The 25,216-nt window shown below is 40.2% G+C and carries 24 protein-coding genes and 1 riboswitch; of the genes, 18 read left to right on the forward strand and 6 right to left on the reverse strand.

The features are described 5' to 3' along the window. Positions 1–30: 30 nt before the first annotated feature. Positions 31–1,530, reverse strand: a complete 1,500-nt coding sequence (locus NST01_RS06625; protein ID WP_007498739.1) for an ATP-binding protein — start codon at positions 1,528–1,530, stop codon at positions 31–33. A 204-nt stretch (positions 1,531–1,734) separates the two neighbouring features. Between NST01_RS06625 and NST01_RS06630 the strand changes: the two genes are divergently transcribed. Beyond that, positions 1,735–2,190 carry a MarR family winged helix-turn-helix transcriptional regulator gene (locus NST01_RS06630; RefSeq protein ID WP_003211701.1) on the forward strand — a complete coding sequence of 152 codons (456 nt, stop codon included), beginning with the start codon at positions 1,735–1,737 and terminating at the stop codon, positions 2,188–2,190. A gap of 186 nt (positions 2,191–2,376) precedes the next feature. Here the strand turns inward: NST01_RS06630 and motB are convergent, their stop codons facing one another. The 3 genes from motB to NST01_RS06645 all read right to left on the reverse strand — a co-directional run bounded on the left by motB (position 2,377) and on the right by NST01_RS06645 (position 6,601). Continuing rightward, positions 2,377–3,144: a flagellar motor protein MotB gene (gene motB, locus NST01_RS06635; protein ID WP_341041690.1), complete on the reverse strand. Its 768-nt coding sequence runs from the start codon at positions 3,142–3,144 to the stop codon at positions 2,377–2,379. Next, entirely contained in the window at positions 3,137–3,931 is a 795-nt protein-coding gene (motA, locus tag NST01_RS06640; protein ID WP_008346088.1) for a flagellar motor stator protein MotA, read from the reverse strand. Before motA ends, motB begins: the two co-directional genes overlap by 8 nt. A 564-nt stretch (positions 3,932–4,495) precedes the next feature. Further along, positions 4,496–6,601, reverse strand: a complete 2,106-nt coding sequence (locus NST01_RS06645; RefSeq protein WP_206116158.1) for an ATP-dependent Clp protease ATP-binding subunit — start codon at positions 6,599–6,601, stop codon at positions 4,496–4,498. Positions 6,602–6,846: 245 nt separating this feature from the next. Here NST01_RS06645 and NST01_RS06650 point away from each other — a divergent pair, with 245 nt between their 5' ends. From NST01_RS06650 to NST01_RS06675, 6 genes are all read left to right on the forward strand, one after another. Continuing rightward, the gene (locus tag NST01_RS06650; RefSeq protein WP_206116159.1) at positions 6,847–7,890 is read left to right on the forward strand and encodes a YkvI family membrane protein; all 1,044 of its coding nucleotides are present in this window, start codon (positions 6,847–6,849) and stop codon (positions 7,888–7,890) included. Between the two features lie 71 nt (positions 7,891–7,961). After that, positions 7,962–8,006, forward strand: a riboswitch (PreQ1 riboswitch). Positions 8,007–8,164: 158 nt separating this feature from the next. Continuing rightward, a complete protein-coding gene (queC, locus tag NST01_RS06655) occupies positions 8,165–8,821 on the forward strand; it encodes a 7-cyano-7-deazaguanine synthase QueC (protein ID WP_008348090.1) in 657 nt (218 codons plus the stop codon). Next, positions 8,822–9,262 carry a 6-carboxytetrahydropterin synthase QueD gene (gene queD / locus NST01_RS06660; RefSeq protein ID WP_024719651.1) on the forward strand — a complete coding sequence of 147 codons (441 nt, stop codon included), beginning with the start codon at positions 8,822–8,824 and terminating at the stop codon, positions 9,260–9,262. After that, the gene (gene queE / locus NST01_RS06665; protein WP_035392248.1) at positions 9,255–9,986 is read left to right on the forward strand and encodes a 7-carboxy-7-deazaguanine synthase QueE; all 732 of its coding nucleotides are present in this window, start codon (positions 9,255–9,257) and stop codon (positions 9,984–9,986) included. Before queD ends, queE begins: the two co-directional genes overlap by 8 nt. 17 nt (positions 9,987–10,003) lie before the next feature. Continuing rightward, the gene (gene queF, locus NST01_RS06670; protein WP_003211403.1) at positions 10,004–10,501 is read left to right on the forward strand and encodes a preQ(1) synthase; all 498 of its coding nucleotides are present in this window, start codon (positions 10,004–10,006) and stop codon (positions 10,499–10,501) included. Positions 10,502–10,759: 258 nt separating this feature from the next. Further along, on the forward strand, positions 10,760–10,978 hold the full coding sequence (locus NST01_RS06675; RefSeq protein WP_017367128.1) for a hypothetical protein: 219 nt from the start codon (positions 10,760–10,762) through the stop codon (positions 10,976–10,978). Positions 10,979–11,077: 99 nt separating this feature from the next. Here the strand turns inward: NST01_RS06675 and NST01_RS06680 are convergent, their stop codons facing one another. Then, positions 11,078–11,602 (reverse strand): GNAT family N-acetyltransferase, encoded by a 525-nt coding sequence (locus tag NST01_RS06680; RefSeq protein ID WP_035392243.1) that lies wholly within the window; start codon positions 11,600–11,602, stop codon positions 11,078–11,080. A 133-nt stretch (positions 11,603–11,735) separates the two neighbouring features. Further along, on the reverse strand, positions 11,736–11,924 hold the full coding sequence (locus NST01_RS06685; protein WP_003211747.1) for a YkvS family protein: 189 nt from the start codon (positions 11,922–11,924) through the stop codon (positions 11,736–11,738). A gap of 167 nt (positions 11,925–12,091) precedes the next feature. On the opposite strand from NST01_RS06685, the gene NST01_RS06690 reads away from it, so the two are divergent. The 11 genes from NST01_RS06690 to ptsP all read left to right on the forward strand — a co-directional run bounded on the left by NST01_RS06690 (position 12,092) and on the right by ptsP (position 25,210). Then, entirely contained in the window at positions 12,092–12,286 is a 195-nt protein-coding gene (locus NST01_RS06690; protein WP_008348081.1) for a hypothetical protein, read from the forward strand. 306 nt (positions 12,287–12,592) lie between these two features. Next, the gene (locus NST01_RS06695) at positions 12,593–13,252 is read left to right on the forward strand and encodes a cell wall hydrolase (RefSeq protein WP_074042066.1); all 660 of its coding nucleotides are present in this window, start codon (positions 12,593–12,595) and stop codon (positions 13,250–13,252) included. Between the two features lie 113 nt (positions 13,253–13,365). Then, positions 13,366–14,682 carry a polysaccharide biosynthesis protein gene (locus NST01_RS06700; protein WP_017359440.1) on the forward strand — a complete coding sequence of 439 codons (1,317 nt, stop codon included), beginning with the start codon at positions 13,366–13,368 and terminating at the stop codon, positions 14,680–14,682. A 54-nt stretch (positions 14,683–14,736) separates the two neighbouring features. Beyond that, on the forward strand, positions 14,737–15,225 hold the full coding sequence (stoA, locus tag NST01_RS06705) for an endospore biogenesis thiol-disulfide oxidoreductase StoA (protein WP_025207247.1): 489 nt from the start codon (positions 14,737–14,739) through the stop codon (positions 15,223–15,225). Between the two features lie 294 nt (positions 15,226–15,519). Further along, positions 15,520–17,439 (forward strand): heavy metal translocating P-type ATPase, encoded by a 1,920-nt coding sequence (locus NST01_RS06710; protein ID WP_025207248.1) that lies wholly within the window; start codon positions 15,520–15,522, stop codon positions 17,437–17,439. 104 nt (positions 17,440–17,543) lie between these two features. Beyond that, entirely contained in the window at positions 17,544–18,638 is a 1,095-nt protein-coding gene (locus NST01_RS06715) for a M24 family metallopeptidase (protein WP_025207249.1), read from the forward strand. Positions 18,639–18,930: 292 nt separating this feature from the next. Next, complete coding sequence (locus NST01_RS06720) at positions 18,931–19,920, forward strand: LacI family DNA-binding transcriptional regulator (protein WP_025207250.1); 990 nt, start codon at positions 18,931–18,933, stop codon at positions 19,918–19,920. Between the two features lie 55 nt (positions 19,921–19,975). Continuing rightward, a complete protein-coding gene (gene glcT, locus NST01_RS06725) occupies positions 19,976–20,830 on the forward strand; it encodes a glucose PTS transporter transcription antiterminator GlcT (protein ID WP_017359435.1) in 855 nt (284 codons plus the stop codon). Positions 20,831–21,032: 202 nt separating this feature from the next. Then, on the forward strand, positions 21,033–23,132 hold the full coding sequence (ptsG, locus tag NST01_RS06730; protein ID WP_046527708.1) for a glucose-specific PTS transporter subunit IIBC: 2,100 nt from the start codon (positions 21,033–21,035) through the stop codon (positions 23,130–23,132). Positions 23,133–23,225: 93 nt separating this feature from the next. Next, the gene (locus tag NST01_RS06735) at positions 23,226–23,492 is read left to right on the forward strand and encodes a phosphocarrier protein HPr (RefSeq protein ID WP_003211078.1); all 267 of its coding nucleotides are present in this window, start codon (positions 23,226–23,228) and stop codon (positions 23,490–23,492) included. Further along, a complete protein-coding gene (ptsP, locus tag NST01_RS06740; protein WP_008348058.1) occupies positions 23,492–25,210 on the forward strand; it encodes a phosphoenolpyruvate--protein phosphotransferase in 1,719 nt (572 codons plus the stop codon). The genes NST01_RS06735 and ptsP overlap by 1 nt, the downstream gene beginning before the upstream one ends. The last annotated feature ends 6 nt before the right edge of the window (positions 25,211–25,216 follow it).

Here is a 25,216-nt window from a genome sequence, read left to right on the forward strand (position 1 = left end):
ATTAGCAAAACCGGATGAATGCTTCAGCTATTAGTGTGCAGAAGGGAGCATGATGATCACGGTTGTTCCTTTATTCACTTCGCTCTCGATATCGATTGTCCCCCCATACATCGAAATGATTCGTTTACATACAACAAGCCCAAGACCTGTTCCTTTTTCTTTCGACGTAATAAAAGGGAGGAAGATATGTTTCAGCATCTCTTCTGGTATACCTTCACCTGTATCTTTCACTTTTATGATGACCTGTTCTTTTTCAGCCTCAATGACAATCTTCAAATGACCGCCATTTGGCATCGCTTCTAACGAGTTTTTCGCTACATTCAATACCACTTGTTTAATGTGATCCTTCGTGCAATACACGCCAACATCTTGAATGGTATTGATTTGCAAATCAACCTCGACATTATAAAGGTTCGCCTCAGAAAATACAATGGGCATGATCTCACTCACAATTTCTTTCACAGAATTATTTTGCCACTTTTCAGCCGTTGGTTTTCCTAGCACAAGAAACTCACTGACGATTTGGTTAATCCGTTTAATTTCTTCCTCGATGACAGAAAAATAAAGCTGATCCTCTTCTGAACGATACTTCTTTTGCAAAAGTTGAATAAACCCGCTAATGCCTGTTAATGGATTGCGAATTTCATGCGCTGTACTTGCCGCAAGTGTTCCAATGAGTTCAAGTTTTTGTGCTTCATTTTGGTGGCGTTCCTGCTGGGTTTGTCGTCTTAAAATGATATATTGGACGAGTGTGAATAAGATATTTAAGAGAATAAACGCACTGGATAAAGGAAACAGCATCACAGACAGGACTTCACTTGTTGTCGCACGCTGCGGAAAAACCTCCAGCTTCCAGCTGTTTTCATCTAAATATGTAGACACGGTGCTATCACTTTCAGATGCTGGCTGTGGACCACTTGTAAACACAACGTCTCCATTTTGATTCAGCATCTTAAAATGAAGCTCTGGGTTTAATACATTCATAATATTTCTTAAATAATCAATTTGAATCGCAGCGACTAGCACATCTGTGACTTCGTCGTTCTCATTCAAAACAGGGACACAAATGGAGAGAATCCGCTGCTTAGTAATGCGGCTTACATAGTTATCTGTGATGACGGTCTGTTTTGTGACTTGAATACGTTTAAAGTAATCTCTAAATGACAGGTTGATTTTTTCCTTTAATGGTGTGGTGCTGGCTGTGACATTTCCTTTTTGGTCTAGGAGATACAGGCCTGAAAAACGAGGTTCTTGTTTATAGATTTTCTCTAGGATGTTTTGTACTCTTTTCGCTTCAAGCGGCTGGTCAAATCCCATGGCAAGGGAAGTTAATCTTGCTTCTGTTTCACTGATTAAATAATTCATTTGGTTTTTGTGAATATTTAACATAAGTGTAGCGGTTTGTTTGTTTTTTACATCAATTTTCTCAGTTTCTTTTTCGTAGATAAAATAACTAATGATGAGGGTTGGAATCACGACCAAAATAAGGTAAAGCTTGATCTTCTTCCAAAACCCTTTCAGTATACTCATGATTCATCGCTCCAACGTATTACCTAATAGACTTATTATAGCATTGAACCTATCTTTATTACGATGACTTGTGAGATTTTTAAAAAATTAGGTGATTCGTTCTGGTCTCTTTTTCATGCTAAAAATGGTTCAACATGTTGACATTTTACTTATTGTTTATTAATGTCACATTAGTGGGTTGCATTTCATAAAGGATGATAAAAAATGGAAAATCATAATGTTGAGAAATCTTTGAAATTATTTATTGTACTATCACGTGCCTATCGCTCCATTAATCACCACATGAACAAACATATTGTGAAGCACGGTCTGAATCCGACTGAATTTGCTGTATTAGAATTGCTGTATCATAAAGGTGATCAGCCGCTTCAGCAAATAGGTGATAAGATCTTACTCGCAAGCGGAAGCATCACGTATGTGGTTGATAAATTGGAGAAAAAAGAACTCCTTAGCCGGAAAGCTTGTGCAGAAGACCGCAGGGTGACATTTGCACATATTACGGAGCAGGGAAGAGCTTTACTTGATGACATCTTCCCAGATCATGCAAAAGAGATTCACGAGATGATCAGTGTGCTTAGTGAAGAGGAGAAGGATGCCTGCATCGATATGCTCAAACATGTAGGACTGCGTGCCAAGCATTTATATGATCATAAAGAATAAACACATAAAAAAGGAAGCCGTTGGCTTCCTTTTTAGTATGTAGACTAATCCTCGCATATGGTGTCAGTCCTGCGCACCGATAAACGCCAAGCGCTTTCAATCGCGCTCGTAAAAAAGACAAAGGACTAAAATAAACATCATTTTAGCCCTTTGTCATGATCTGAAAGGAAGCTGCTGGCTTCCTATTTATTTTGCTTTTTTCTCAATTGGCAAAATAAGAACTTCGACGCGTCTGTTTTTACTTCTGCCTTCTGCGGTATCGTTAGAGGCAATCGGTTTAAATTCACCGTAACCTTTTGTGCTAAAGTTCTCTTGGTCTAGGTTGCTGTTTTCAAGGAGAATATTTAAAAAGTTGACCGCACGAATGGCGCTTAAATACCAGTTGGATTCAAATTCAGAATTCCGAATCGGAACGTTATCTGTATGTCCGCCAATGACGATATCACGAGCAGGGTTAATGACGAGCAGCTTTGATATTTCTTTGGCTAACGGAACATCCTGCGAGCGGATCACCGCTCGCCCAGAATCAAAGAAGATGCTGTCTTCAATTGTAATAAGCAGACCTTCATCCGTCAGTTTTGTTTCAAGCTTCGAACCAAGTTTTTTATCCGCAATGAATGAATCTACTTGCTTTTTAACCTTTGTTAATACCGCTTGGTCACGAGCTTTCGCTTTTGCTTCTTCTTCTTCATCTTCTGCTGATTTTTTGGTTTGATTGCTGTTTTCTGTTTCTTCGGTGCTCTGCATGCTTGATTGGTCCATTACGCCAGTGCCGCCAGTAAAGACAACATTAAACGATTTAGCCATCTGTTCATATTTTGCCGCATCAATGGAGCTAGATGCAAACAGCACAATGAAGAGGGCGAGAAGAAGCGTAAGAAGATCGGCGTAAGGGATCAGCCAAGACTCATCTACATGGTCTTCATGATCATGTTTTTTACGTTTCCTAGCCATTCTGTTTTTCTCCTTCTTCAATGACAAGATTTGCACGTTCTTTTGCTGGTAAGTACATCAGAAGTTTTTGCTCAATGACCTTTGGAGACTGGCCTTCAAGGACAGAAAGAATCCCTTCAATCATAATGAGACGAAGCTTTACTTCTTCCTTTGATTTACGCTTCAGCTTGTTGGCAAATGGATGCCACAACACATACCCTGTAAAAATCCCAAGCAGTGTGGCGACGAAGGCAGCACTAATCGCATGTCCAAGTGCTTCAATGTCTCCCATGTTTGCAAGTGCGGCAATAAGTCCGACAACGGCACCAAGTACCCCTAGAGTCGGAGCGTATGTACCAGCTTGTGTAAAGATTAATGCGCCTGACTGATGTCTCTCCGACATGGCATCGACTTCTTCTGTTAAGACGTCGCGAATAAATTCAGCACTTTGACCGTCAACTGCCATGCTTAAGCCGTTCTTTAGAAAATCGTCATCGACTTCCTCAAGATTTGCCTCTAATGCCAAAAGACCTTCACGACGAGCAATTTGTGCCCAGTTTGAAAATAGAGGAATCATTTCTTGTATCGTTGGAAGCTTGCTATCTTTGAAAATTTTGCCGAATAATTTTGGTGTTTTCTTAATTTCACTAGATGGGAAGGCAATGACAACAGCTGAAATTGTCCCAACCACAATGATCAATATAGCCGCCGGGTTGATAAGAGCGGTTAGACTCACACCTTTCAAAACCATACCGACACTCAGTGCAATAAATGCTAAAATAATACCAATTAACGATGTTTTGTCCATTATCTCACCAAATCCTTTAACTATCTTTTTCTATAGTTAATATCGGTGTCTTCTAGAAGGGTTTTAGTCAGAATATAAAATTAAGACAGTTTATGTGAAGAAATTTTGACAAAAGCGCTTTCTGGAAGCCGTAAAAAAAGAAAACTCCCTCATATAAAAGGGAGTTTTCAGCGTGTAGGCAAACCCTCGCATTCTTTGTCAGTCTTGCGTGCTGGTGCTCACGAATGTTACATTCGCTCCGCGCCAGTACTCGTCCTTCCTAGGGCTGCAAAGGTTTTCTATCACGCTGAAAAGAAAACAAAGGGCTAAAATCAAGTTCATTTTAGCTCTTTGTCAACAATCTGGAAACTTCATCTTTTTTGAGCTGTTTCATCTAAGAGCAATTCTTTTAATTTTTCTTCATGTATGATTTTGATCAAATCGTAGTTCCAATTGATCATGTGATCCATGTGATCCACCTCTTTTTCTTTTATCGTAAAGGAAAAGAGGCGGGGGAGCGTCGGCGCTCAGATGGAATTTAGACACTGCCACATGATGGAGCTGAAGATCCTCCTTAGGATGTACTTAGCTCTTTTTCACAACAATTTCGTCATGTTCAACATCGACTGTAAATCCAGTAAGTTTTTCTTCTTCAAGCAAGATGTCCGTCATTTGATCTTCAACATGCTCTTGAATCGTTCTTCGTAACGGACGAGCCCCAAATGCTGGATGGTAACCAAGTTCAGCGATTTTTTCTTTCGCTTCGTTTGTGACGTGAACAGTTAGATTTTGTTCTTTTAACTGCTCTGACAAATCTTTGAGCAGAAGATCCACAATTTTGACTAAATCGTCTTTATCTAATGAATCAAACTGAATGATGCTGTCAAAACGGTTCAAGAATTCCGGTTTGAAATAAGCGCTCAGTGAATCAATCAATGATTGTTCTTCGATGGCTTCTTCTTGTTCAGACTGGAATCCGACTTTGACTGCTTTTTTATCTGTGCTGCCAGCGTTACTTGTCATAATGATAACTGTGTCTTTAAAGCTGACGGTTCTGCCTTGACTGTCTGTTAGACGGCCATCTTCCATGATTTGAAGGAACATATGCTGGACATCAGGGTGCGCTTTTTCGATTTCATCGAGCAAAATGATGCTGTATGGTTTTCTGCGAACCTTTTCCGTGAGCTGTCCGGCTTCATCATGTCCAACGTAACCAGGAGGAGAACCGATGATTTTGGACACGGAATGTTTCTCCATGTACTCACTCATATCTAAACGAATGATCGCTTCTTTTGAGCCAAATAATTCTTCCGCTAATGTTTTAGACAATTCGGTTTTCCCGACGCCTGTTGGCCCAACGAAAAGGAAGGAGCCAGTTGGTCTGTGTTTTGATTTTAAGCCGGCTCTGCTTCTTTTTACGGCTTTCGCCACTTTTTCAACCGCATGTTCCTGACCAATGACGCGGGCTTTTAAGCGGACATCAATTTCTTTCATTTTTGTTTGTTCGTCTGCTTGCAGTTTGCCGACAGGGATACCTGTTTTTTGTTCTACAATCGACTGAATGTCCTCAGCTGTGACGACATGTTCTTTGTCATTTGTTTTGTTTTGCAATCTCGCTTCAATCGCTTCTTCTTCGTCTCGAAGCTTCGCTGCTTTTTCATATCGTTCTTCATTTAAAGCAGCTTGTTTTTCAGCGGCGATTTGCGCAAGACGGTTTGTTAATTCATCTTCACTTGCTGCATCAATGGAGAGATTCGCTTTTGAACCTGCTTCATCCATTAAATCAATGGCTTTATCTGGCAAGTGGCGGTCTTGAATATACCGCGAAGATAATTGAACACACGCTTTAATGGCTTCGTCAGAATAGGTGACGCCATGATACGCTTCATATTTATCTTGAATGCCTTTTAATATCTCGAATGCTTCATCCTGTGTTGGCTCATCAACGATGACGGGTTGGAATCTGCGTTCAAGGGCAGCATCTTTTTCAATCTGACGATATTCTTTTAATGTTGTCGCACCTACTAGCTGCAGTTCCCCTCGAGCTAGAGCTGGTTTCAAAATGTTTCCGGCATCCATTGACCCTTCAGCAGAGCCTGCGCCTACAAGAAGATGAATTTCATCAACGAATAAGATGATATTTTTACGGCTTTGCAATTCTTTGATTAATTGCTTCATCCGTTCCTCAAATTGACCACGTACACCTGTGTTTGCCACAAGTGAAGAGACATCTAATAAATAAACTTGTTTGTTCTTTAATTTATTTGGTACATCTCCATTTGCAATTTTTAGAGCTAGTCCTTCGGCTATGGCCGTTTTACCAACACCAGGTTCACCAATGAGGACAGGATTGTTTTTATTTCTTCTATTTAAAATCTCAATGACTCTTGTGACTTCTTCATCACGGCCAATGACAGGATCGATTAAACCAGCATGTGCGCCATCCGTTAAGTTCCGGCCAAGCTCATCGAGTAAGCCTTTTTGTTTAGGCCGCTCTTGGCTCGTCGCATGTCCTGCTTGCTCAGAGAAGAATGAACCGCCTCCGAAAAGGTTAGGACCCATTTTCATTTTTGACTGTTCCATCAAAGAGGTATAGCAGTCTTCACATAAAACCATTTGGCTACGGGACGAATTTACTTGCATATTCAGGCGAATCGTTGCTTCATTTACTTGACAATGTTGACAACGCATGAGCCATGACCTCCTTAAAATAAAGTTTGACTTTATTTGACCAATGAATGTTAAATAAAATGGTCTGTTGTTTGACCATCTTTGACTATAGTATACTCTGACCTATTTTGACTTTCAACTGTTTTGCTCATAGCTGAATGAAAAATCCTTTTTTGCATTTAATCATGGTTTGTCCTTCTTTTCAAGGAACTTGTCTCATAGGATAAAAAAGAGACAATCGAAAGTGATGGGTGCGGAGGGGTCATATGAAACGTTCAAATGAATCCGCTTTTCAGCTTGCCTTTGTATATGTAGGAACAGTGGTTGGAGCTGGGTTTGCGACAGGAAAAGAAATCGTAGAATTTTTTGTTCGTTTTGGCTGGATTGGATTGATCGGGATTTTGATGAGCGGTGTTATTTTTACCGGCCTTGGCGCAAAAATGATGCTGATTTCCAAACGAATTAAAGCGGAGTCTTATCAAGATATGAATCGGTTTTTATTTGGATCTGCTGCGAGTCGATATATTAACATCGTCATGTTTTTTATACTACTAGGTGTTACGTCAGTGATGATTTCTGGAGCAGGCGCTATTTTTGAAGAACAACTTGGCATCTCAAAAGAATATGGTATTTGTTTAACGATTATTTTAAGTGTCATTGTCCTTTTTAAGGGTTCAAAAGGGTTATTTGGTGTCAATGTACTTGTCGTTCCAATGCTGATTTTCTTTTCGCTGATTGTGTTTCTAGACTCATTTGTGTTTAGTAGCGGTGAAAGCCACGTTCTGGGGCTGCAAATGGGAGAGGGCGAATGGATGTTGTCTGCGATTTCATATGGTGCATTTAATTTAGCGCTGTCTCAAGCCGTATTAGTGCCGGTCGCAAACGAAATGACATCCGAAGCCGTTATAAAAAAGGGAGCGGTGCTTGGAGGTCTGATGTTGACACTCATTCTGCTCGCCTGCTTTTTATCCCTTTCTTCATTAGAAATGCTGGAGGCGTATGATATCCCGATGGCTCAAGTGGTGTATCAAGTCGCAAACTCCATTCATCTCATCTATTTATTCGTGATCTTCGGTGAAGTCTTTACATCCGTTATAGGGAATTTATACGGTCTCGAAAGACAAGTGAGGGTGTATATCCGATTGAACAGTACGTATACGATATCCTTTATTCTTCTTTGCTGTTATGTGATCAGTAAAATTGGATACGGCACACTCATTTCAACGGTTTACCCTGTTTTTGGCTATGTCAGTATCTTTTTTATCCTCTTCCTTTGTCTGAAAAAAGTGCCTGCATCAGGTGATAAGTAAAGAAGGGATAGCTTGTACACCAATTATGTGGTACACTATCCTCTGTGAAAATTGAACAAAAATCCGTGAAAACGGGAGAGGTTCTAGCAAAACCCTCTATAAAAAACTAAGGACTTGCCGTATCCTTGGATGTGGCATTTTTTATTTTTTATGGCTGGGACACCTCATACACATGTAAAGGTGTCTTTTCTTTTGAGAAAATAGGGGTTTTCATGAACCTTTCAGATGCAGCTTTGTGCGGAGGTACGGGTCTGCAAAAGGAGGAAAAGGAAAAATGAAAAATGAAAAAGCGGTCGTTGTCTTTAGCGGGGGACAGGACAGTACGACATGTTTACTATGGGCACTTCAACAATTTAAAGAGGTTGAAACGGTAACCTTTCATTATAATCAGCGTCATCAAGAAGAAATTGATGTCGCCAAAAGAATTGCTGACAAGCTAGGTGTGAAAAATCATCTATTAGATATGTCTCTTTTAAATCAGCTTGCACCCAATGCCTTAACAAGAGATGACATTGATATTGAAGAAAAAGAAGGAGAACTGCCTTCCACATTTGTTCCGGGGAGAAACTTAGTTTTCTTATCCTTTGCATCCATTCTTGCGTATCAAATCGGAGCACGTCATATTATCACGGGTGTGTGCGAGACAGACTTTAGCGGCTACCCAGATTGCCGAGATGAGTTTGTGAAATCTTGTAACGTCACGGTGAATTTGGCAATGGAAAAACCATTTGTCATCCATACGCCGCTCATGTGGCTGAATAAAGCTGAAACGTGGAAGCTGGCTGATGAACTGAATGCGCTAGATTTTGTGAAAAATGAAACGCTCACTTGCTATAATGGCATCATTTCTGATGGCTGCGGGGAATGTCCTGCATGTAAGCTTCGGAAAAATGGCTATGACACTTATATGGACATGAAGGAGGCGAACTAAATGCTTTCTCAAATCTATCCACAGACGAATCATCCATTTTCGTTTGAATTAAATAAAGATATGCATGTATCGGCAGCCCACTTTATCCCGAGAGAAGATGCTGGCGCTTGTAGCCGTGTACATGGTCATACGTATACGATTAACATTACGATTGCAGGAGATCATCTAGATGATTCAGGTTTCCTTGTGAATTTTAGCACGCTAAAAAAACTCATTCATGGACAGTACGACCATACACTGCTCAATGACCATGAAGAATTCTCATCAAATGATCCATACGCGATGCCAACCACTGAGGTTGTCGCAAAGACTGTGTATGATAAAGTGGCCGCATATTTAACGACTTTAGCGAACAAACCAGTATGTGTTCAAGTTTTTGTCAGAGAGACACCAACAAGCTACTGCATTTACCGTCCGAAACGAGTTGAGCTCAATGACTAAAGCGATTCCTGTCTTAGAAATCTTTGGTCCAACCATTCAAGGAGAAGGAATGGTCATTGGCCAAAAAACCATGTTTGTCAGAACGGCTGGCTGTGACTACTCTTGCAGCTGGTGTGATTCATCTTTTACATGGGATGGATCAGCTAAGCATGATATTCAGTGGCTTCAGGCAGAGGACATTGTAAAAGAGCTGAAGAGAATAGGTGGAAAGGCATTTTCTCATGTCACCATTTCAGGTGGGAATCCTGCGCTTTTGAAACAAATGGAATCACTTATTGATTTATTGCATGAAGAAGGAATTGATACGGCGCTTGAAACGCAGGGAACGATGTATCAAGATTGGTTTTTGAAGATAGATGATTTAACCATTTCTCCAAAACCACCAAGTTCAAATATGAAAACAGATTTTACGAAACTAACGCGTATCATAGATGAATTGAAAAATGGAAACAGATTACATCATGCAAGCCTGAAGGTCGTCATCTTTGATGATTTTGATCTAGCCTATGCAAAGGATGTCCATGCGAAATACCCAGAACTTCCTTTTTATTTGCAGGTGGGAAATGATGATACAACAACAGCTGATGATGCGTACCTATTGACGCACTTATTAAAGAAATACGAAATGCTTGTAGATCAAGTAGCGCAAGACCCTGATTTGAATCGTGTGAGAGTCTTACCACAACTGCACACGCTATTGTGGGGAAATAAACGAGGCGTATAGAAAGGAAGAGAGACAAAATGACGACAAGAAAACCAGAAGAATTAGAAGGTGTCACTTTACTAGGAAACCAGGGGACCAATTACTTGTTTGACTATGCACCACAAGTGCTTGAAACGTTCCCGAATAAACATACGAATAGAGATTATTTTGTGAAATTCAACTGCCCAGAATTCACATCACTTTGCCCGCAAACAGGGCAGCCAGATTTTGCGACCGTGTATATCAGCTACATCCCAAATGAAATCATGGTCGAAAGTAAATCATTAAAATTATATTTGTTCAGCTTCCGTAACCACGGTGACTTCCATGAGGATTGTATGAATATTATCATGAACGACCTCATTGAATTAATGGACCCAAGATATATCGAAGTATGGGGCAAATTTACACCAAGAGGCGGTATTTCAATTGATCCGTATACGAACTACGGAAAACCTGGGACAAAGTATGAAGAGATGGCATCGTATCGTATGATGAATCACGATATGTATCCAGAAACGATTGATAATCGCTAATAAATAAAAAAAGATATGCGGATGACATGTCTTTTTTTATGGAGTAGATTATGATGGCATATAAAAAAAGAGAAGAGTCATGTCACTCTTCTCATACCAATAGGAATAGAACTTGCTAGGACGGCTGGGGGCTACCAGCTCGTATGTATAGTATACACGATAGAACGTATGTTTGTAAAGGTGTATCATGCTTTTATTCTTCATATATTTACTTTAAGATAAAATTGAAACGAGCGAATGAAAATGGGGGCGTTTGTGTTGGCAAACAAAGAAGACAAAACAGAGAAGCTGCTGATGGAATTAAGGGAAGAGCTTCAGATGCTTGAACATCAAAACAAAGAACGATATAAATGGAGTGCCTCCACATTACTTGGAGTGATCGCCCTTTTAATTGATAAAGGCGTGATAACACCTGAAGAAGTTGATATGTACAAAACAAAAGCGGAAATGCAAACCTTTCACGCGCAAAAAGACTGACGCCTTCATCAAATGATGTAAGAGAAAATAAGAAAAAGACATAATAAATTGATGATTCAATTTATTATGTCTTTATTTCTGCAATTCTTTTTCATCGTATTAAACGAGCTTATACATTAATACATCATCCCAGTATTCATGATCATTTATTTTAAATTCATTGATTTTACGCCCTTCTTCTAAAAAGCCCATCTTTTTATACAAAGAAATAGCTTTTTGGTTTGTGGAGAAAACGGCTAAACTAACCTTTTCAATTGAAGGGTTCTTTTCTGCCCAATTTAATAATGCTGTTAGTAACATTTCCCCTATGCCTAAACCTCTATAGCTCTTATCAACCATCAAGCCGAAAGAACCAACGTGAGAAGTTCTTTTTCTATTTGATGATTGTTCAAAGGCTATCCATCCAATGACTTGATCGCCAGTTTGGGCAACTATGTACGTCTCATTTTCGTTTTCTATTCTTTTCTGTATCCATTCCTTGTGTTCTAACAAGGTTTTTTTGTATTCTTCCGGCGTTGTCAGTAAATAATCTGACTCAGCAATCACTGATTTTTGAATTTCTAAAGTAGTTTCAGCATCTTCTATTTTTCCAAAACGTACAATGATATCATTTGAATGTTGCATATTAGTTTCTCCTATCTAGAGCTAATATTGCATCAGATCACTTTTTTTACATAAAACATAAAAAGTAAGGTATTGTGATCAGCTCTGCTTCGTATATCCTTATGTAACGGTAGGCTGAATTGAGGATTGCAAATTAATGTACGGAGTCTTTGATGATTTTATAGTTTTTATGATTAACGACTGTTAGTGAATCCAGTTCTAAATCTCTATAGTTGTCCATAATGGTGACATCCACAATAACAGAGTTTTCATTCACTTTTTCAACTACACCTGTTAAACCATTTCTAAATTCGATCACATTCCCAATTTTTGCAATCTTCAACCGATCCCTCTCCTTTAAAAACAGATTTCATTCCCTATTAAAAAGTATTTTGCAATATTTTCATACCAATGTAAAGGATAAAGACGTTTTTCTTTCGTTTTCGTTGTACGCTTTGAAAACGAATGGTATATTTAATATTTGATCAAGTCTGAAAAGGAGCGGTTTTTTTGACTGAAGAACACATCAACACAATACTAGAATCATTACGGAATGGAACTGAAAAACAAGTGACCATTCAAAAGGATGATTTTTTAACATTTCGTTCTGTATTGGTCAATCAAGATGATTTTAAACATTTTCGCGGAATCGCCAAGCATGGTGGAGATGTTATTTTTGAATATCTTAAAGAAGCAAGAAGCTAAAGCTTTTTCTCATTCATGAGAAAAAGCTTTTTATTTTGGTTCTTTTGTCACACTTCAAACCAGCCTGATACATATGAAAAGAAAATGTAATAACCCATAATCAGGAGCATAAGGATGATTATAGGCTAAAAAGAGACTATATTAAACGCTTACATTACCAGTTCATGCGTATTTCAACTAGGACATGCCATTTAATGACGGAATTTGGACAGGCATGCAAATCTTTGTGCGTGAAAATAGAAGAAGCTCTTGTTAGAGTGGACAAGTATCTTACGGCCTACATTGATTAAAGGAGGAATGAGGCGAATGATCAAAATTCATACAGCTCTTTTTGCCATCCTTATGCTCATCTCAGCGATCAAGATGGACAATATACAAGAGCAAGAAGGCACATTAAGTCAGAAACTTGGACAAGCACCTGTAAAGCATCAGCTTTCATATATAGATCAAGATGAAAAGCATACCGTGATCCCAGCGTTTTCAGAGGAGAAACATCAGCCTAAAGTGAAAATGCTAAGCACGTCAACAGAGGAAAAGGCATCAAAACCGAAGCCGAAGCCGAAGAAAAAGGAAACGGCAAAGCCAGCAAGCTCAAGAAATCAATCACACTATTCTAATGAAGAAATGGACTTGCTTTCTCGGTTGGTACATGCCGAAGCAAAAGGTGAATCTTACGCCGGGAAAAAAGCGGTAGCAAGCGTCGTCTTAAACCGCGTAGAACACCGCTCTTTTCCTGACAGTGTCAGAGGCGTGATTTATCAGCGAAATGCCTTCCAGCCCGTATCAAATGGAAGTATCAATGATAAGGCAGACCAGGATTCCGTAAAAGCTGTGAAGCAGGTTGTCAAAGAAGATGACAGAACAACAAAGGCGATTTATTTTTATAATCCAAAAACGGCGACAGATAACTGGATTCGTTCTCGTAAAATTGTAGAACGCATTGGCCGTCATGTGTTTGCAGTGTAAAGAAAAGCAGCGATCAATCAGTCGCTGTTTTTTTGTCTTCAATTATTAAAATATTTTCAGGACTTGTCTCATAGAATGTGAAAAGAATTTGCTTTTAGACAAGGGGAGGCTACATGAATCGATTTGTAAAAGGGGTCATTCTGCTATCTGTCGCAGCTTTCATTGCTGAGTGTATCGAGTTTTTAGTCAATATGATTTTAGCGAGAGAGCTTGGAGAACATGGAATGGGTTTATATATGAGCATCCTTCCCATCATCATGCTTGTGCTTGTGATCGCCAGCTTAGAGCTGCCAGTCTCCATTTCTAAATTCATTGCAGAATCGCATGAGCGGCTTCATAAAAGTATGCTTCGCCATGCATTTAAAATGACGCTTGTGGTGACATGCACCACAACGGCAATAGCAGCCATTGTACTGCCTTTCATTCCTGTATTTCAATCGTATCATCCGCTGATGAAGGGCTTGGTTCTGTCACTCATTCCAATCATCGCATTTACGTCCATTGCACGCGGCTATTTTATGGGCAAGCAGCAAATGGGCAGAATTGCTCTAGCCAATATGCTGAAAAAAACGATCCAGCTTATCTGTTTGTTTTTGTTTTTTCATTGGTATTCGTTTGATATTGAAACAGCTGTGCTTATCGCGATTGGCGTGATTGTTGCAAGTGATCTCGTCGTCTTTATCTATTTATATTCCCAATACGTCATGGCAAAAAATGCTGTGAATGTCAGATCGGTTGAGTTAAGAGGGATTGACGTCAGAAAACGTTTGTTAGCAGTCTCCATTCCGACAACAGGTATGCGTATCTTTCATGCCATTGCCAATGCGATTGAACCGTTTTTAATCAAAGGAGCCCTCGTTGCAGCGGGCATTTCTGGTACGCTTGCTGTTGATCATTACGGAATGCTTGCTGGCGTAGCGATGTCGATCGGTTTTTTTCCGGCGTTTATCGCTCATTCCATTATGATTGTGATGATTCCGAATGTATCAGAAGCCTATGCCTTGGGGCAGTATGATCTCGTGAAAAAACGTGTCAGACAAGCGATTCTCATTACGTTTGGATACGGGGTGCCAGCGGTGATGATCATGTATTATTTCGCTTATCCGCTCACGCAGCTCTTTTTTGACTCACCTCAAGCAGCCGTCTACTTGCAGCTGCTATGGCCTTACTTCTTATGCCACTTGTTCGTGATGCCGTTTCAAGCGTGCTTAATTGGTATGGGTCTCATTAAAGATGTGTTCCTACATAATATATGGGTGCACGTGGTGTCGTTCTCTATGGTGTATTTTCTAGGATCCATCGAATCCTTAAATATGATGGGCGTTATCTTAGGAATGAACACGGGGATGCTGCTATTAACGGCTTTGCATTATGCGACGATTTGCAAGGAACTCGGCGTCTCCATGTTTCTTACATTGAAAAAAGCTTGAATGTCATGTGCAGCTAGCGGGCAAGCTATAGGAAAATCAGGAAGGAAGATGCTGATGAATCGTAAATATCTACCCGCCAGTCTTCTCATGATGACCCTTCTTTTATTTCTGATGAACATAGAGGCTGAAGCAAAAGAGCCTGTCATGGCGCCGAGGATAGAAGCTCCTACATTAACAGGTGAAACGCAGGTGATCCCGGTGAAAGGGAAGCGGACCATTCTGCATTTTTGGACAACGTGGTGCCCATCCTGCAAAATGGAGCTTCCAGCCTTTGAACAGATTGTGAAAGAAAATCAAAGTGATGTAGACATACTGACTGTGAATTTACTTGGTGCTGAGCAAAGCAAGCAGGCAGTTGCCCAATTTGTGAAAGACAGAAAGTTCACATTTCCGATCGTTCTCGATGAGCACGGCGAAATGATGAAGAAATACCAAATCATGACGATCCCGACGACTTTTTTCATCAATGAAAAGGGTGAAGTAGTCAAAAACCATGTAGGTCCGCTGACGAAAAAACAAATCAAAGAGTGGACAAATTCGTAGAACACAAGCTTTCTGTAAGAACCAATGGTCGATCCGTTGGTTCTTTTTTGTGTTCAATTACCTTTCAGATGAATAAAATGTGCTCAGAAAGAGGAAGAAATGTCGGGTGCTAATAATGATAATTATTATCAAAAAGAAATTATAATAATTATTAATTGAAAATTGATCAGAACCTGTTATAATGAGTTACAGACCTATAAAAAGCTTGAAATAGCAGAAAATATAGATGATAAACGGAACGGGCAACGATTGATAATGTGAAAATCATTATCAATTAGAGAGGAGAAAGTAATCATGAATGAGAATACAGCACTTTATCAAACGACAGATCAAAAGGGATCCAACTCGCTCTTTCATAAATGGGCACAGCACGGAGAATTAATCGCAGCAGGAATTTCGGGGATTCTCATCTTGATTGGATGGTTTCTAAAGGATGAAACGATGTGGAGTATTCCTCTTTTTATTCTTGCTTTTGTTATTGGTGGTTTTGCAAAGGCAAAGGAAGGAATTGAAGAAACCATTTCATCCAAGACATTAAATGTAGAACTTCTAATGATATTTGCTGCGATAGGCTCAGCGATCATTGGCTACTGGGCAGAGGGCGCCATTTTAATTTTTATTTTTTCTTTGAGCGGTGCGCTAGAAACGTATACGTCAAATAAAAGTAAAAAAGACTTAACGGCTTTAATGAGTATCGCTCCAGATGAAGCCACTTTAATTGAAGAAGATGGCAGCACCATCCAAATCGCTGCTTCTTCACTTACGCCAGGCGACCGTATTTTAATCAAAGCGGGCGAACGAATTGCAGCAGATGGTGTGATCATGAGCGGAAGAACAAGTGTAGACGAATCTGCCTTAACGGGTGAATCGGTGCCTCAGGAAAAAGGGCAAGGGGAAGATGTGTTTGCAGGAACAGTGAATTTAAATGGTTCATTAACAGTAGAAGTAACAAAACATAATGAAGAAACACTTTTTCATAAAATCATTAAGCTTGTGGAATCTGCACAAGAAAGTGTATCGCCAAGCCAAGCATTTATTGAAAAATTTGAAGGTGCATATGTAAAAGGTGTACTCATCACTGTGGCGATTTTAATGTTCCTGCCTCATTTTGTACTTGGCTGGAGCATGAGTGAAACGTTTTACCGTGCGATGGTGTTTATGGTGGTTGCTTCGCCTTGTGCACTTGTTGCCTCAATTATGCCAGCAGCTCTTTCACTCATCTCAAACGGTGCAAGAAACGGTATGCTTGTAAAAGGAAGTGTCTTTTTAGAAAAACTGGGCACAAGTACGATGATTGCATTTGATAAAACGGGTACGATTACAAGTGGAAAACCAGCTGTTGAAAAAGTAGTTTTGGCAAAAGGGCAAGATGAATCGACCTTTTATCAAGCGCTCTATCAAATTGAAAGTCAGTCAAACCATCCATTAGCTAAAGCCATTTCTGATATGGCAAAAGAGCATCATACAGAGCGGGCAGCCCACGTAACCATTGAAGAAACATCAGGTTTTGGTGTGGAAGCACAATTAAATGAGGACACATGGCGGATTGGGAAGAAAGATTTTGCCGGAAAAGCTTCAATGGATCGTGACATTGAAGAGAATGGTGATGTTCTTTCATCCAAAGGCTATACAGTTGTCTATGTTCAAAAAAATCAAGAAGTCGTCGGCTGTCTCGGTTTGAAAGATCAAATCAGACCTGAAGCCAAAAAAATGATTCAGGAGCTGAATGATTTAGGCATCCAAACCGTCATGCTCACAGGGGATCAGCAAAAAACAGCTGAAGCGATTGCAGAGGAAGCAGGCATCCAAACCGTTGTCGCTGAATGTCTTCCAGATGAAAAGGTACATGAAGTCAATCAATTGAAAAAACAAGGTGATTCGATCATTATGGTCGGAGATGGAATCAATGATGCACCTGCACTCGCCACAGCGGATGTTGGCGTCGCAATGGGCGGAGGGACAGATGTTGCTTTAGAAACAGCAGATCTCATTTTAATGAAAAATAACTTAAACAACCTGACAAAGATGATCCGTCTTTCAAGAAAGATGAACCGAATCATTAAACAAAACATCATCTTTTCATTAACAGTTATTTGTTTGTTAATCTGTGCGAATTTCTTACAAGTTCTTGATTTACCTTTTGGTGTCATTGGGCATGAAGGCAGTACGATTTTGGTTATTTTAAACGGACTTCGTTTGCTTCGTGCTTCTTAAGCAAATCACAAAAGCGCACTGGCTTTAGGTCAGTGCGCTTTTGTGCGAAATACAGTGAAAACTGATACAATAGATCAGTAGTCAAACGTGTGAGGAGGATCACGATGAATCGAATGAAAAACTTGTCTTCTTGGCTTAAGAAAAAAGACATTCAAGGTGCATTTATACATACAAAGGAGAATGTATTCTATCTATCTGGATACTTCACAGAGCCGCATGAAAGAGTGATGGGGCTGTTTGTTTTTCAGGAAGCAGATCCATTTTTCATTTTGCCTAAGATGGAAGTTGAGCAAGCAAAAAATGCGGGATGGGCTGGAGATCTCATTGGATATGAAGACCATGAAAACCCCTTTGATTTCATACAAAAGGCACTAGGAAAACGAGGAGTAAAAGCGACTCGCCTAGCGATTGAAAAAGAATCCATTCCTTTGCAAAGAGCAGAGCAGCTTCAAGCTGTCACTGGGGCAGAAACATTCGTCCGGGCAGAAGATGTGCTCAATCAGCTAAGACTAATAAAAGACGAAGCTGAAATTGAAACATTGAAAAAAGCAGCTCAACTGGCAGACGAAGGCGTCAAAATTGGGGTTCATGCCCTAAAAGAAGGGGTGACGGAAACCGAAGTTCTTGCTGTCATCGAATATGAACTGAAGAAAAAAGGCATTCAGGGCATGTCCTTTTCAACCATGGTACTATTCGGAGAAAAATCAGGAGAACCTCATGGAAATCCGGGGCAGGCAGCCTTGAAAAAAGGTGATTTTGTTTTATTTGACCTCGGCGTGATTGTGGATGGCTATTGTTCAGATATTACAAGAACCTTCATCTATCAAGAAGCGACTGAACAACAAAAGGATATTTACAACACTGTCTTGAAAGCCGAATTGGCAGCACTTGATATGAGCCAGCCGGGTGTGAGAATTGGTGACCTTGACTTAAAAGCAAGAGGGCTGATCGCAGAAGCAGGGTATGGCGAATACTTCCCTCACCGTCTAGGGCATGGACTCGGGGTTTCTGTTCACGAGTTCCCTTCTATGAGTCAAGCAAATGATGACCTTCTAAAAGAAGGGATGGTCTATACAATCGAGCCGGGTATTTATGTACCAGGAGTCGGCGGGGTTAGAATTGAAGACGATGTTCTCATTACAAAAGATGGCCCAGTCACCTTAACCAATTATCCAAAAGAGTTGACGATCATCAAGTAATGAAAAAAATCACGATGAACGTCCAAGTATTGGGAGCGTCATCGTGATTTTTTTGTCACTCTTTGCGATCCTTATCAACAAAAAAATCATCAATTGATTGAAACGGCTTGATTTTATGTTCTTTTCCTAAAGGATGTAGTGCGAATCGAGCAGAAAACAAAATAGTCAAACATAATATGATCCATATGATAATACCCATCTTGAATTCCCCTTTCCACCCAGTGATTTGTTCAGCTCACATACATCTTAAAGTATGAAACGCTTACCATATCAAGAGAAAGTAGGAGAAAAAATGCCTAACATAAGGGATATTGCGAAAAGGGCGGGTGTATCTGTTACCACTGTATCACGAGTGATGAATGATCATCCTTATGTCAAAGAAGAAAAGCGAGAGCGCGTACTTAGTGCGATGAAAGAGCTCAAATATACACGGAATATTCAGGCAGTGCATTTAGCAAAGGGCTATTCCAATATGCTTGGAATTGTACTTCCGACAATTGATCACTCCTATTTCAGCGGAATTGTCACAGGGATTGCAGAGAAAGCACAGGAGTGCGGAATGCATTTTGCCTTGTTTCAAACAGGATATGACCCATTAAAGGAAAAAGAAGCATTAATGAGCTTAAAAGAGCAGCGTGTGGATGGTTTAATCTTTTGCTCAAATGCGTTAAGTGATCGAGACATTTTAAAGTGGCAGGAATCTGGTCCTATTATCTTTTGTCATCCTACTCCGCATGATCCATGTTCATCGGTATCGATTGCGCATGATCAGGCTTTTAAGGAAGCGCTTGAACACTTAGCGGCATGCGGTCATGAGCGAATCGCAATCGTTCTTGCTAGAACAGAAGGGGAGAATAGCCAAGTTCGCATTCAGACTTATCAAGAAATGATGCGGTCGCTTGGGCAGGACATTGATGATGAATGGGTCATTGAAGGAAAACTGACCATTTTTGATGGCAAGCAATTATTTACAGAATGGAAAGAGATGAAAAATCGTCCGACAGCCTTACTGATTACGAACGATGATGTATCAGCAGGTTTTTTACTAGAAGCACAGCGTCACCAAATAAACGTTGGAGAATCACCAGCCATACTTGGCTTTCAAAACGATCAATTGAGTGAAGCATTGGGGATTTCTAGTATAGACATTCCCCTCAAACAAATGGGGCAGGAAGCATTTGACTTGTTCAAGCAAGCATTACAAGGTGAGGCACCAGAAAAAAGAGTGCTGTCATATCGACTCGTTGAGCGCACAACGACTATTTTGAAAAACAATCGTTGACGCACGTTTCATCTGTTTTGTACGATAAGAAGGATTGAATAAGAAGGAGGTGGGGATGTTCATGGAATCCTTCACCGTTGATAAAGCGTTAAATAATAATGTCATCATCGCAAAACACCCTTCTTTAGGCGAAGTGGTCCTGATTGATAAAGGGATCGGCTTTGGGAAAAAATCGGGTGACGTTCTCGATCAAGCGGCATTTGAGAAAATGTTTGTGTTAAAGAACACAAAAGAGCAAACAGAATACAAACAATTGCTGCACCACATAAATGAGGACATGATTGAGCTTGCCAATGACGTCATTTATCATATACGAGAAAAAATGGGGCATCGTTTAAATGAGCATATTCATATTGCACTGACAGATCATATTGCCTTTAGTTTTAAGCGAGTTAAGCAAGGCTATGATATCACCAATCCTTTTATGCTTGAAACGAAATCCTTATACCCGAAAGAATACGAGGTCGCAAAGGAAGTCGTGGAACTGATAAATGCGCGGCCAGATGTTGAAACAAAGCTGCCCGAAGGAGAGATTGGCTTTATTGCGCTCCACATTCACTCTGCTTTAACGAACCGGCCTTTATCCGAGGTCAACCGTCATTCGCAGCTTATGACACAAATGGTCCAAGTTATAGAAGATGCATTTCATATGAAAGTAGATAGAGAAAGTATTCATTATTTACGCTTACTGCGCCATATTACGTTTTCGATTGAGCGTATTAAACGGGAAGAATCATTAGAGGAGCCAGAAAAGTTGCTTCATCTATTGAAAAATGAATATCCTTTATGCTACAATACTGCTTGGAAAATGATCAAAATTTTGCAACATGCATTGAAAAAGCCTGTACAAGATGCCGAAGCTGTCTATTTGACACTTCACCTGTACAGATTGACGAATAAAATTTCATAGTTTCCTTGAAACGTGTAACTGATTCGATCAGGCATGAGTGACTTAAGGTAAATACAGGATAAGATCCTGTTATTTGCGCAACCTTATATCACCATGCCTTTTTTGTGTTCTGAAAGTGAAATGTAAACGGTTAATTATGAAATGTACGTCAATATGTGATTGAAATGTATGTTGTAAGCGAAAACAAAAGGAGGTTCAACCAGTGTTTAAATCACTTTTTGGTGTGTTGCAAAAAATTGGACGAGCACTTATGCTTCCAGTTGCGATCCTTCCTGCTGCTGGTATTTTACTAGCACTCGGAAATGCGATGCAAAATCCGCAGCTGATTGATGTCGCTCAATTTTTAAGCAATGATACAATTCAGCTTGTTGCTAGTGTTATGGAGAATGCGGGGAATATTGTCTTCTCGAATCTTCCGCTCCTATTTGCTGTAGGGGTTGCCATCGGTCTTGCCAATGGAGACGGTGTGGCAGGGATTGCCGCGATCATCGGTTACCTTGTCATGAACGTGACGATGAGTGCCGTATTAATGGCCAACGGTTCCATTCCATCCGATTCAATCAAATTGGCTAAGTTCTTTAAGGAAAGTCATCCAGCGTATGTGAATATGCTCGGCATACCGACCTTGTCTACCGGCGTGTTTGGCGGGATTATTGTCGGGGTATTAGCGGCTTATATGTTTAATAAATTTTACAAAATTGAGCTCCCGCAATATCTTGGCTTCTTTGCTGGTAAGCGTTTTGTTCCAATCGTTACGTCGATTTCAGCACTTATTTTAGGGCTTTTGATGCTCGTCATTTGGCCGCCAATCCAAGGTGCATTGAACTCATTTTCAACTGGACTGCTTGCAGCGAATGAGCCGCTAGCTGCCTTTGTATTTGGTGTCATTGAACGCTCATTAATTCCGTTTGGTCTGCACCACATATTCTACGCACCATTCTGGTATGAATTTTTTAGCTATAAGAGCTTATCAGGAGATATTATCCGTGGTGACCAGCGTATTTTCATGGCGCAAATCAAAGATGGTGTTCAGCTGACAGCCGGGACATTCATGACAGGGAAATATCCGTTCATGATGTTTGGACTTCCAGCAGCAGCACTTGCGATTTACCATGAAGCCAAACCTAAGAATAAAAAGCTTGTAGCAGGAATTATGGGATCAGCGGCCCTTACTTCTTTCCTAACAGGGATCACTGAACCGCTTGAATTCTCATTCTTGTTTGTTGCACCGATATTATTTGCGATTCACTGTGTATTTGCTGGATTATCCTTTATGATAATGGATATTCTAAACGTGAAAATCGGGATGACCTTCTCAGGAGGGTTAATCGACTTCTTCCTTTTTGGTATCCTGCCGAATAGAACCGCTTGGTGGCTTGTCATTCCAGTCGGTCTCGTACTAGCTGTCATTTACTACTTCGGATTCAGATTTGCGATTCGCAAGTTTAATCTGAAAACGCCAGGACGCGAAGATGAAGCAGCTGACGGTGCAAGCAACGCTCAATCTGGAAAAGGCGATGACTTACCTTATGAAATTCTTGAAGCAATGGGTGACCAAGAAAACATTAAACACCTAGATGCTTGTATTACGCGTTTACGTGTCACTGTAAATGATCAGAAAAAAGTGGATAAAGACCGCTTGAAAAAGCTTGGCGCTTCAGGTGTCCTTGAAGTAGGGAATAACATCCAGGCCATCTTTGGTCCACGCTCTGATAATTTAAAAACACAAATGCAAGACATTATTGCAGGGCGCACACCTCGACCAGCGAAAGACCCTTCTGCAAAAGAAGAAGTTAGCCAGCAGGTTGAAGAAGTCATTGCAAAACCGCTTCAAAACGAACAAGGGGAAGAAACGTTTGCTTCACCAATTACAGGGGAGCTGCATCCAATTACAGATGTGCCAGATCAAGTATTCTCAGGGAAAATGATGGGTGACGGTTTTGCTATCTTGCCAAAAGAGGGAACAGTGGTTTCACCAGTAAGAGGAAAAATCTTAAATGTGTTCCCAACAAAACACGCCATCGGCCTCCAGTCTGATGGTGGACTTGAAATCTTGATTCACTTCGGGATTGATACAGTCAGCCTCAAAGGAGAAGGATTTGAAGCATTTGTACAAGAGGGAGATCAAGTAGAAATCGGTCAAAAACTTTTAGAGGTTGATATTGATAAAATTAAGTCAGAAGTACCATCTTTAATGACACCAATTGTATTTACAAACTTAAGTGAAGGACAATTTATTGACCTTCAAGAATCCGGTGAAATCAAAGCTGGCCAAGAAAACATCATGAAAATTTCAAAATAATTTTCATAACTGCCGTTCTTGTTAGATGACAAGCTCGGCAGTATGATATAATATTGTGGATGTATGAAATGTATAAAAAGGAGATTGATAAAAATGGCTCAACAAACATTCAAAGTAACTGCAGATTCTGGAATTCACGCACGTCCTGCAACAGTTCTTGTACAAACTGCTAGTAAATATGATGCTGATATCAACTTAGAATATAATGGTAAAACAGTGAACCTGAAATCTATTATGGGTGTAATGTCTCTAGGAATTGCGAAAGGTGCTACAATCACAATCTCTGCTTCTGGTTCTGATGAAAATGATGCACTTGCTGCGCTAAAAGACACAATGAAAAGTGAAGGCCTAGGCGAGTAATGCAACAACTGAAAGGAATCGGTGCTTCAGCAGGCGTTGCGATTGCAAAAGCATATCGTCTAGAAGAACCAGATTTAACAGTTCACCAAAAAGACATCAATGATCCAGAGACAGAAGTGAAACGCTTTGAAGAAGCAATTCATGTTTCAAAGCAAGAACTTGAAGCAATTAAAGAACATGCGCTAAAAGAACTTGGCCAAGATAAAGCGGATATTTTTTCTGCACACCTTCTTGTGTTAAGTGATCCAGAGCTGCTCAACCCAGTGAAGGATAAAATCACATCGGATAAAGTAAATGCTGAATTTGCTTTAAAAGAAACAGCAACAATGTTTGTTACAATGTTTGAAGCAATGGACAATGAATACATGAAAGAACGTGCAGCGGATATTCGCGACGTTACAAAACGTGTCACTGGTCATTTGCTAGGCGTTGACATTCCAAACCCAAGTATGATTTCTGAAGAAGTCATTATCATTGCTGAAGATTTAACACCTTCTGATACAGCTCAGCTGAACAGACAATTTGTCAAAGGTTTTGCGACAGATATCGGTGGTCGTACTTCTCACTCAGCGATTATGGCTAGATCAATGGAAATCCCAGCAGTTGTTGGAACAAAAGAAGCAACAAAAACGGTGAAAAACAATGATCTGATTATTGTTGATGGTATTAGCGGAGACGTCATCATTCAGCCTTCTGAAGATGAAGTGAAAGCGTATCAAAAAAAGCATGAAGACTACTTAGCTCAAAAAGCGGAATGGGCGAAACTTGTTGACCAGCCAACGGTCACAAAAGACGGCGTTCACGTAGAGTTAGCTGCGAATATTGGAACACCTGAAGATGTGAAAGGTGTACTTGAAAATGGCGGCGAAGCAGTTGGATTGTACCGTACAGAATTTTTATACATGGGCAGAGATCAGCTCCCAACAGAAGAAGAGCAGTTCGATGCGTATAAAACCGTTTTAGAGAAAATGGAAGGCAAGGCTGTGGTTGTCCGCACACTAGATATTGGTGGCGATAAAGAACTTCCTTACTTGCAGCTTCCAAAAGAAATGAACCCGTTCCTTGGCTATAGAGCGATCCGCCTTTGCCTTGAAGAGCAGGAGATTTTTAGAACACAGCTACGCGCGTTACTTCGTGCAAGTACATATGGAAACTTGAAAATCATGTTCCCTATGATCGCGACGTTATCAGAATTTAGAGAAGCAAAAGCTATTTTACTTGAAGAAAAAGAAGCATTGGTTGCTGCTGGTACAGAAGTATCTGATTCCATTGAAATCGGAATGATGGTAGAAATTCCATCAACAGCTGTTATCGCAGATCAATTTGCAAAAGAAGTAGATTTCTTCAGTATTGGAACAAATGATTTGATTCAATACACAATGGCTGCTGATCGAATGAACGAACGAGTGTCTTATCTTTACCAGCCATACAATCCAGCTATTTTACGCCTCATAACGCTTGTGATTGAAGCAGCGCATAAAGAAGGTAAATGGGTTGGCATGTGCGGTGAGATGGCAGGAGATGAAATCGCAATCCCGCTCCTACTTGGACTAGGATTAGATGAATTTTCAATGAGCGCAACATCGATTCTTCCAGCAAGAACGCAGTTAAGCAAGCTTTCTAAGGAAGAAGCTGCATCATTTAAAGAGCATATTTTATCACTGAGTACAACTGAAGAAGTGGTTGATTTCGTGAAAAAAACGTTTCAACATAACTAGGTGATG

It is taken from the genome of Bacillus sp. FSL R7-0166, assembly GCF_038008935.1.
Classification (GTDB): Bacteria; Bacillota; Bacilli; order Bacillales; family Bacillaceae; genus Bacillus; species Bacillus altitudinis.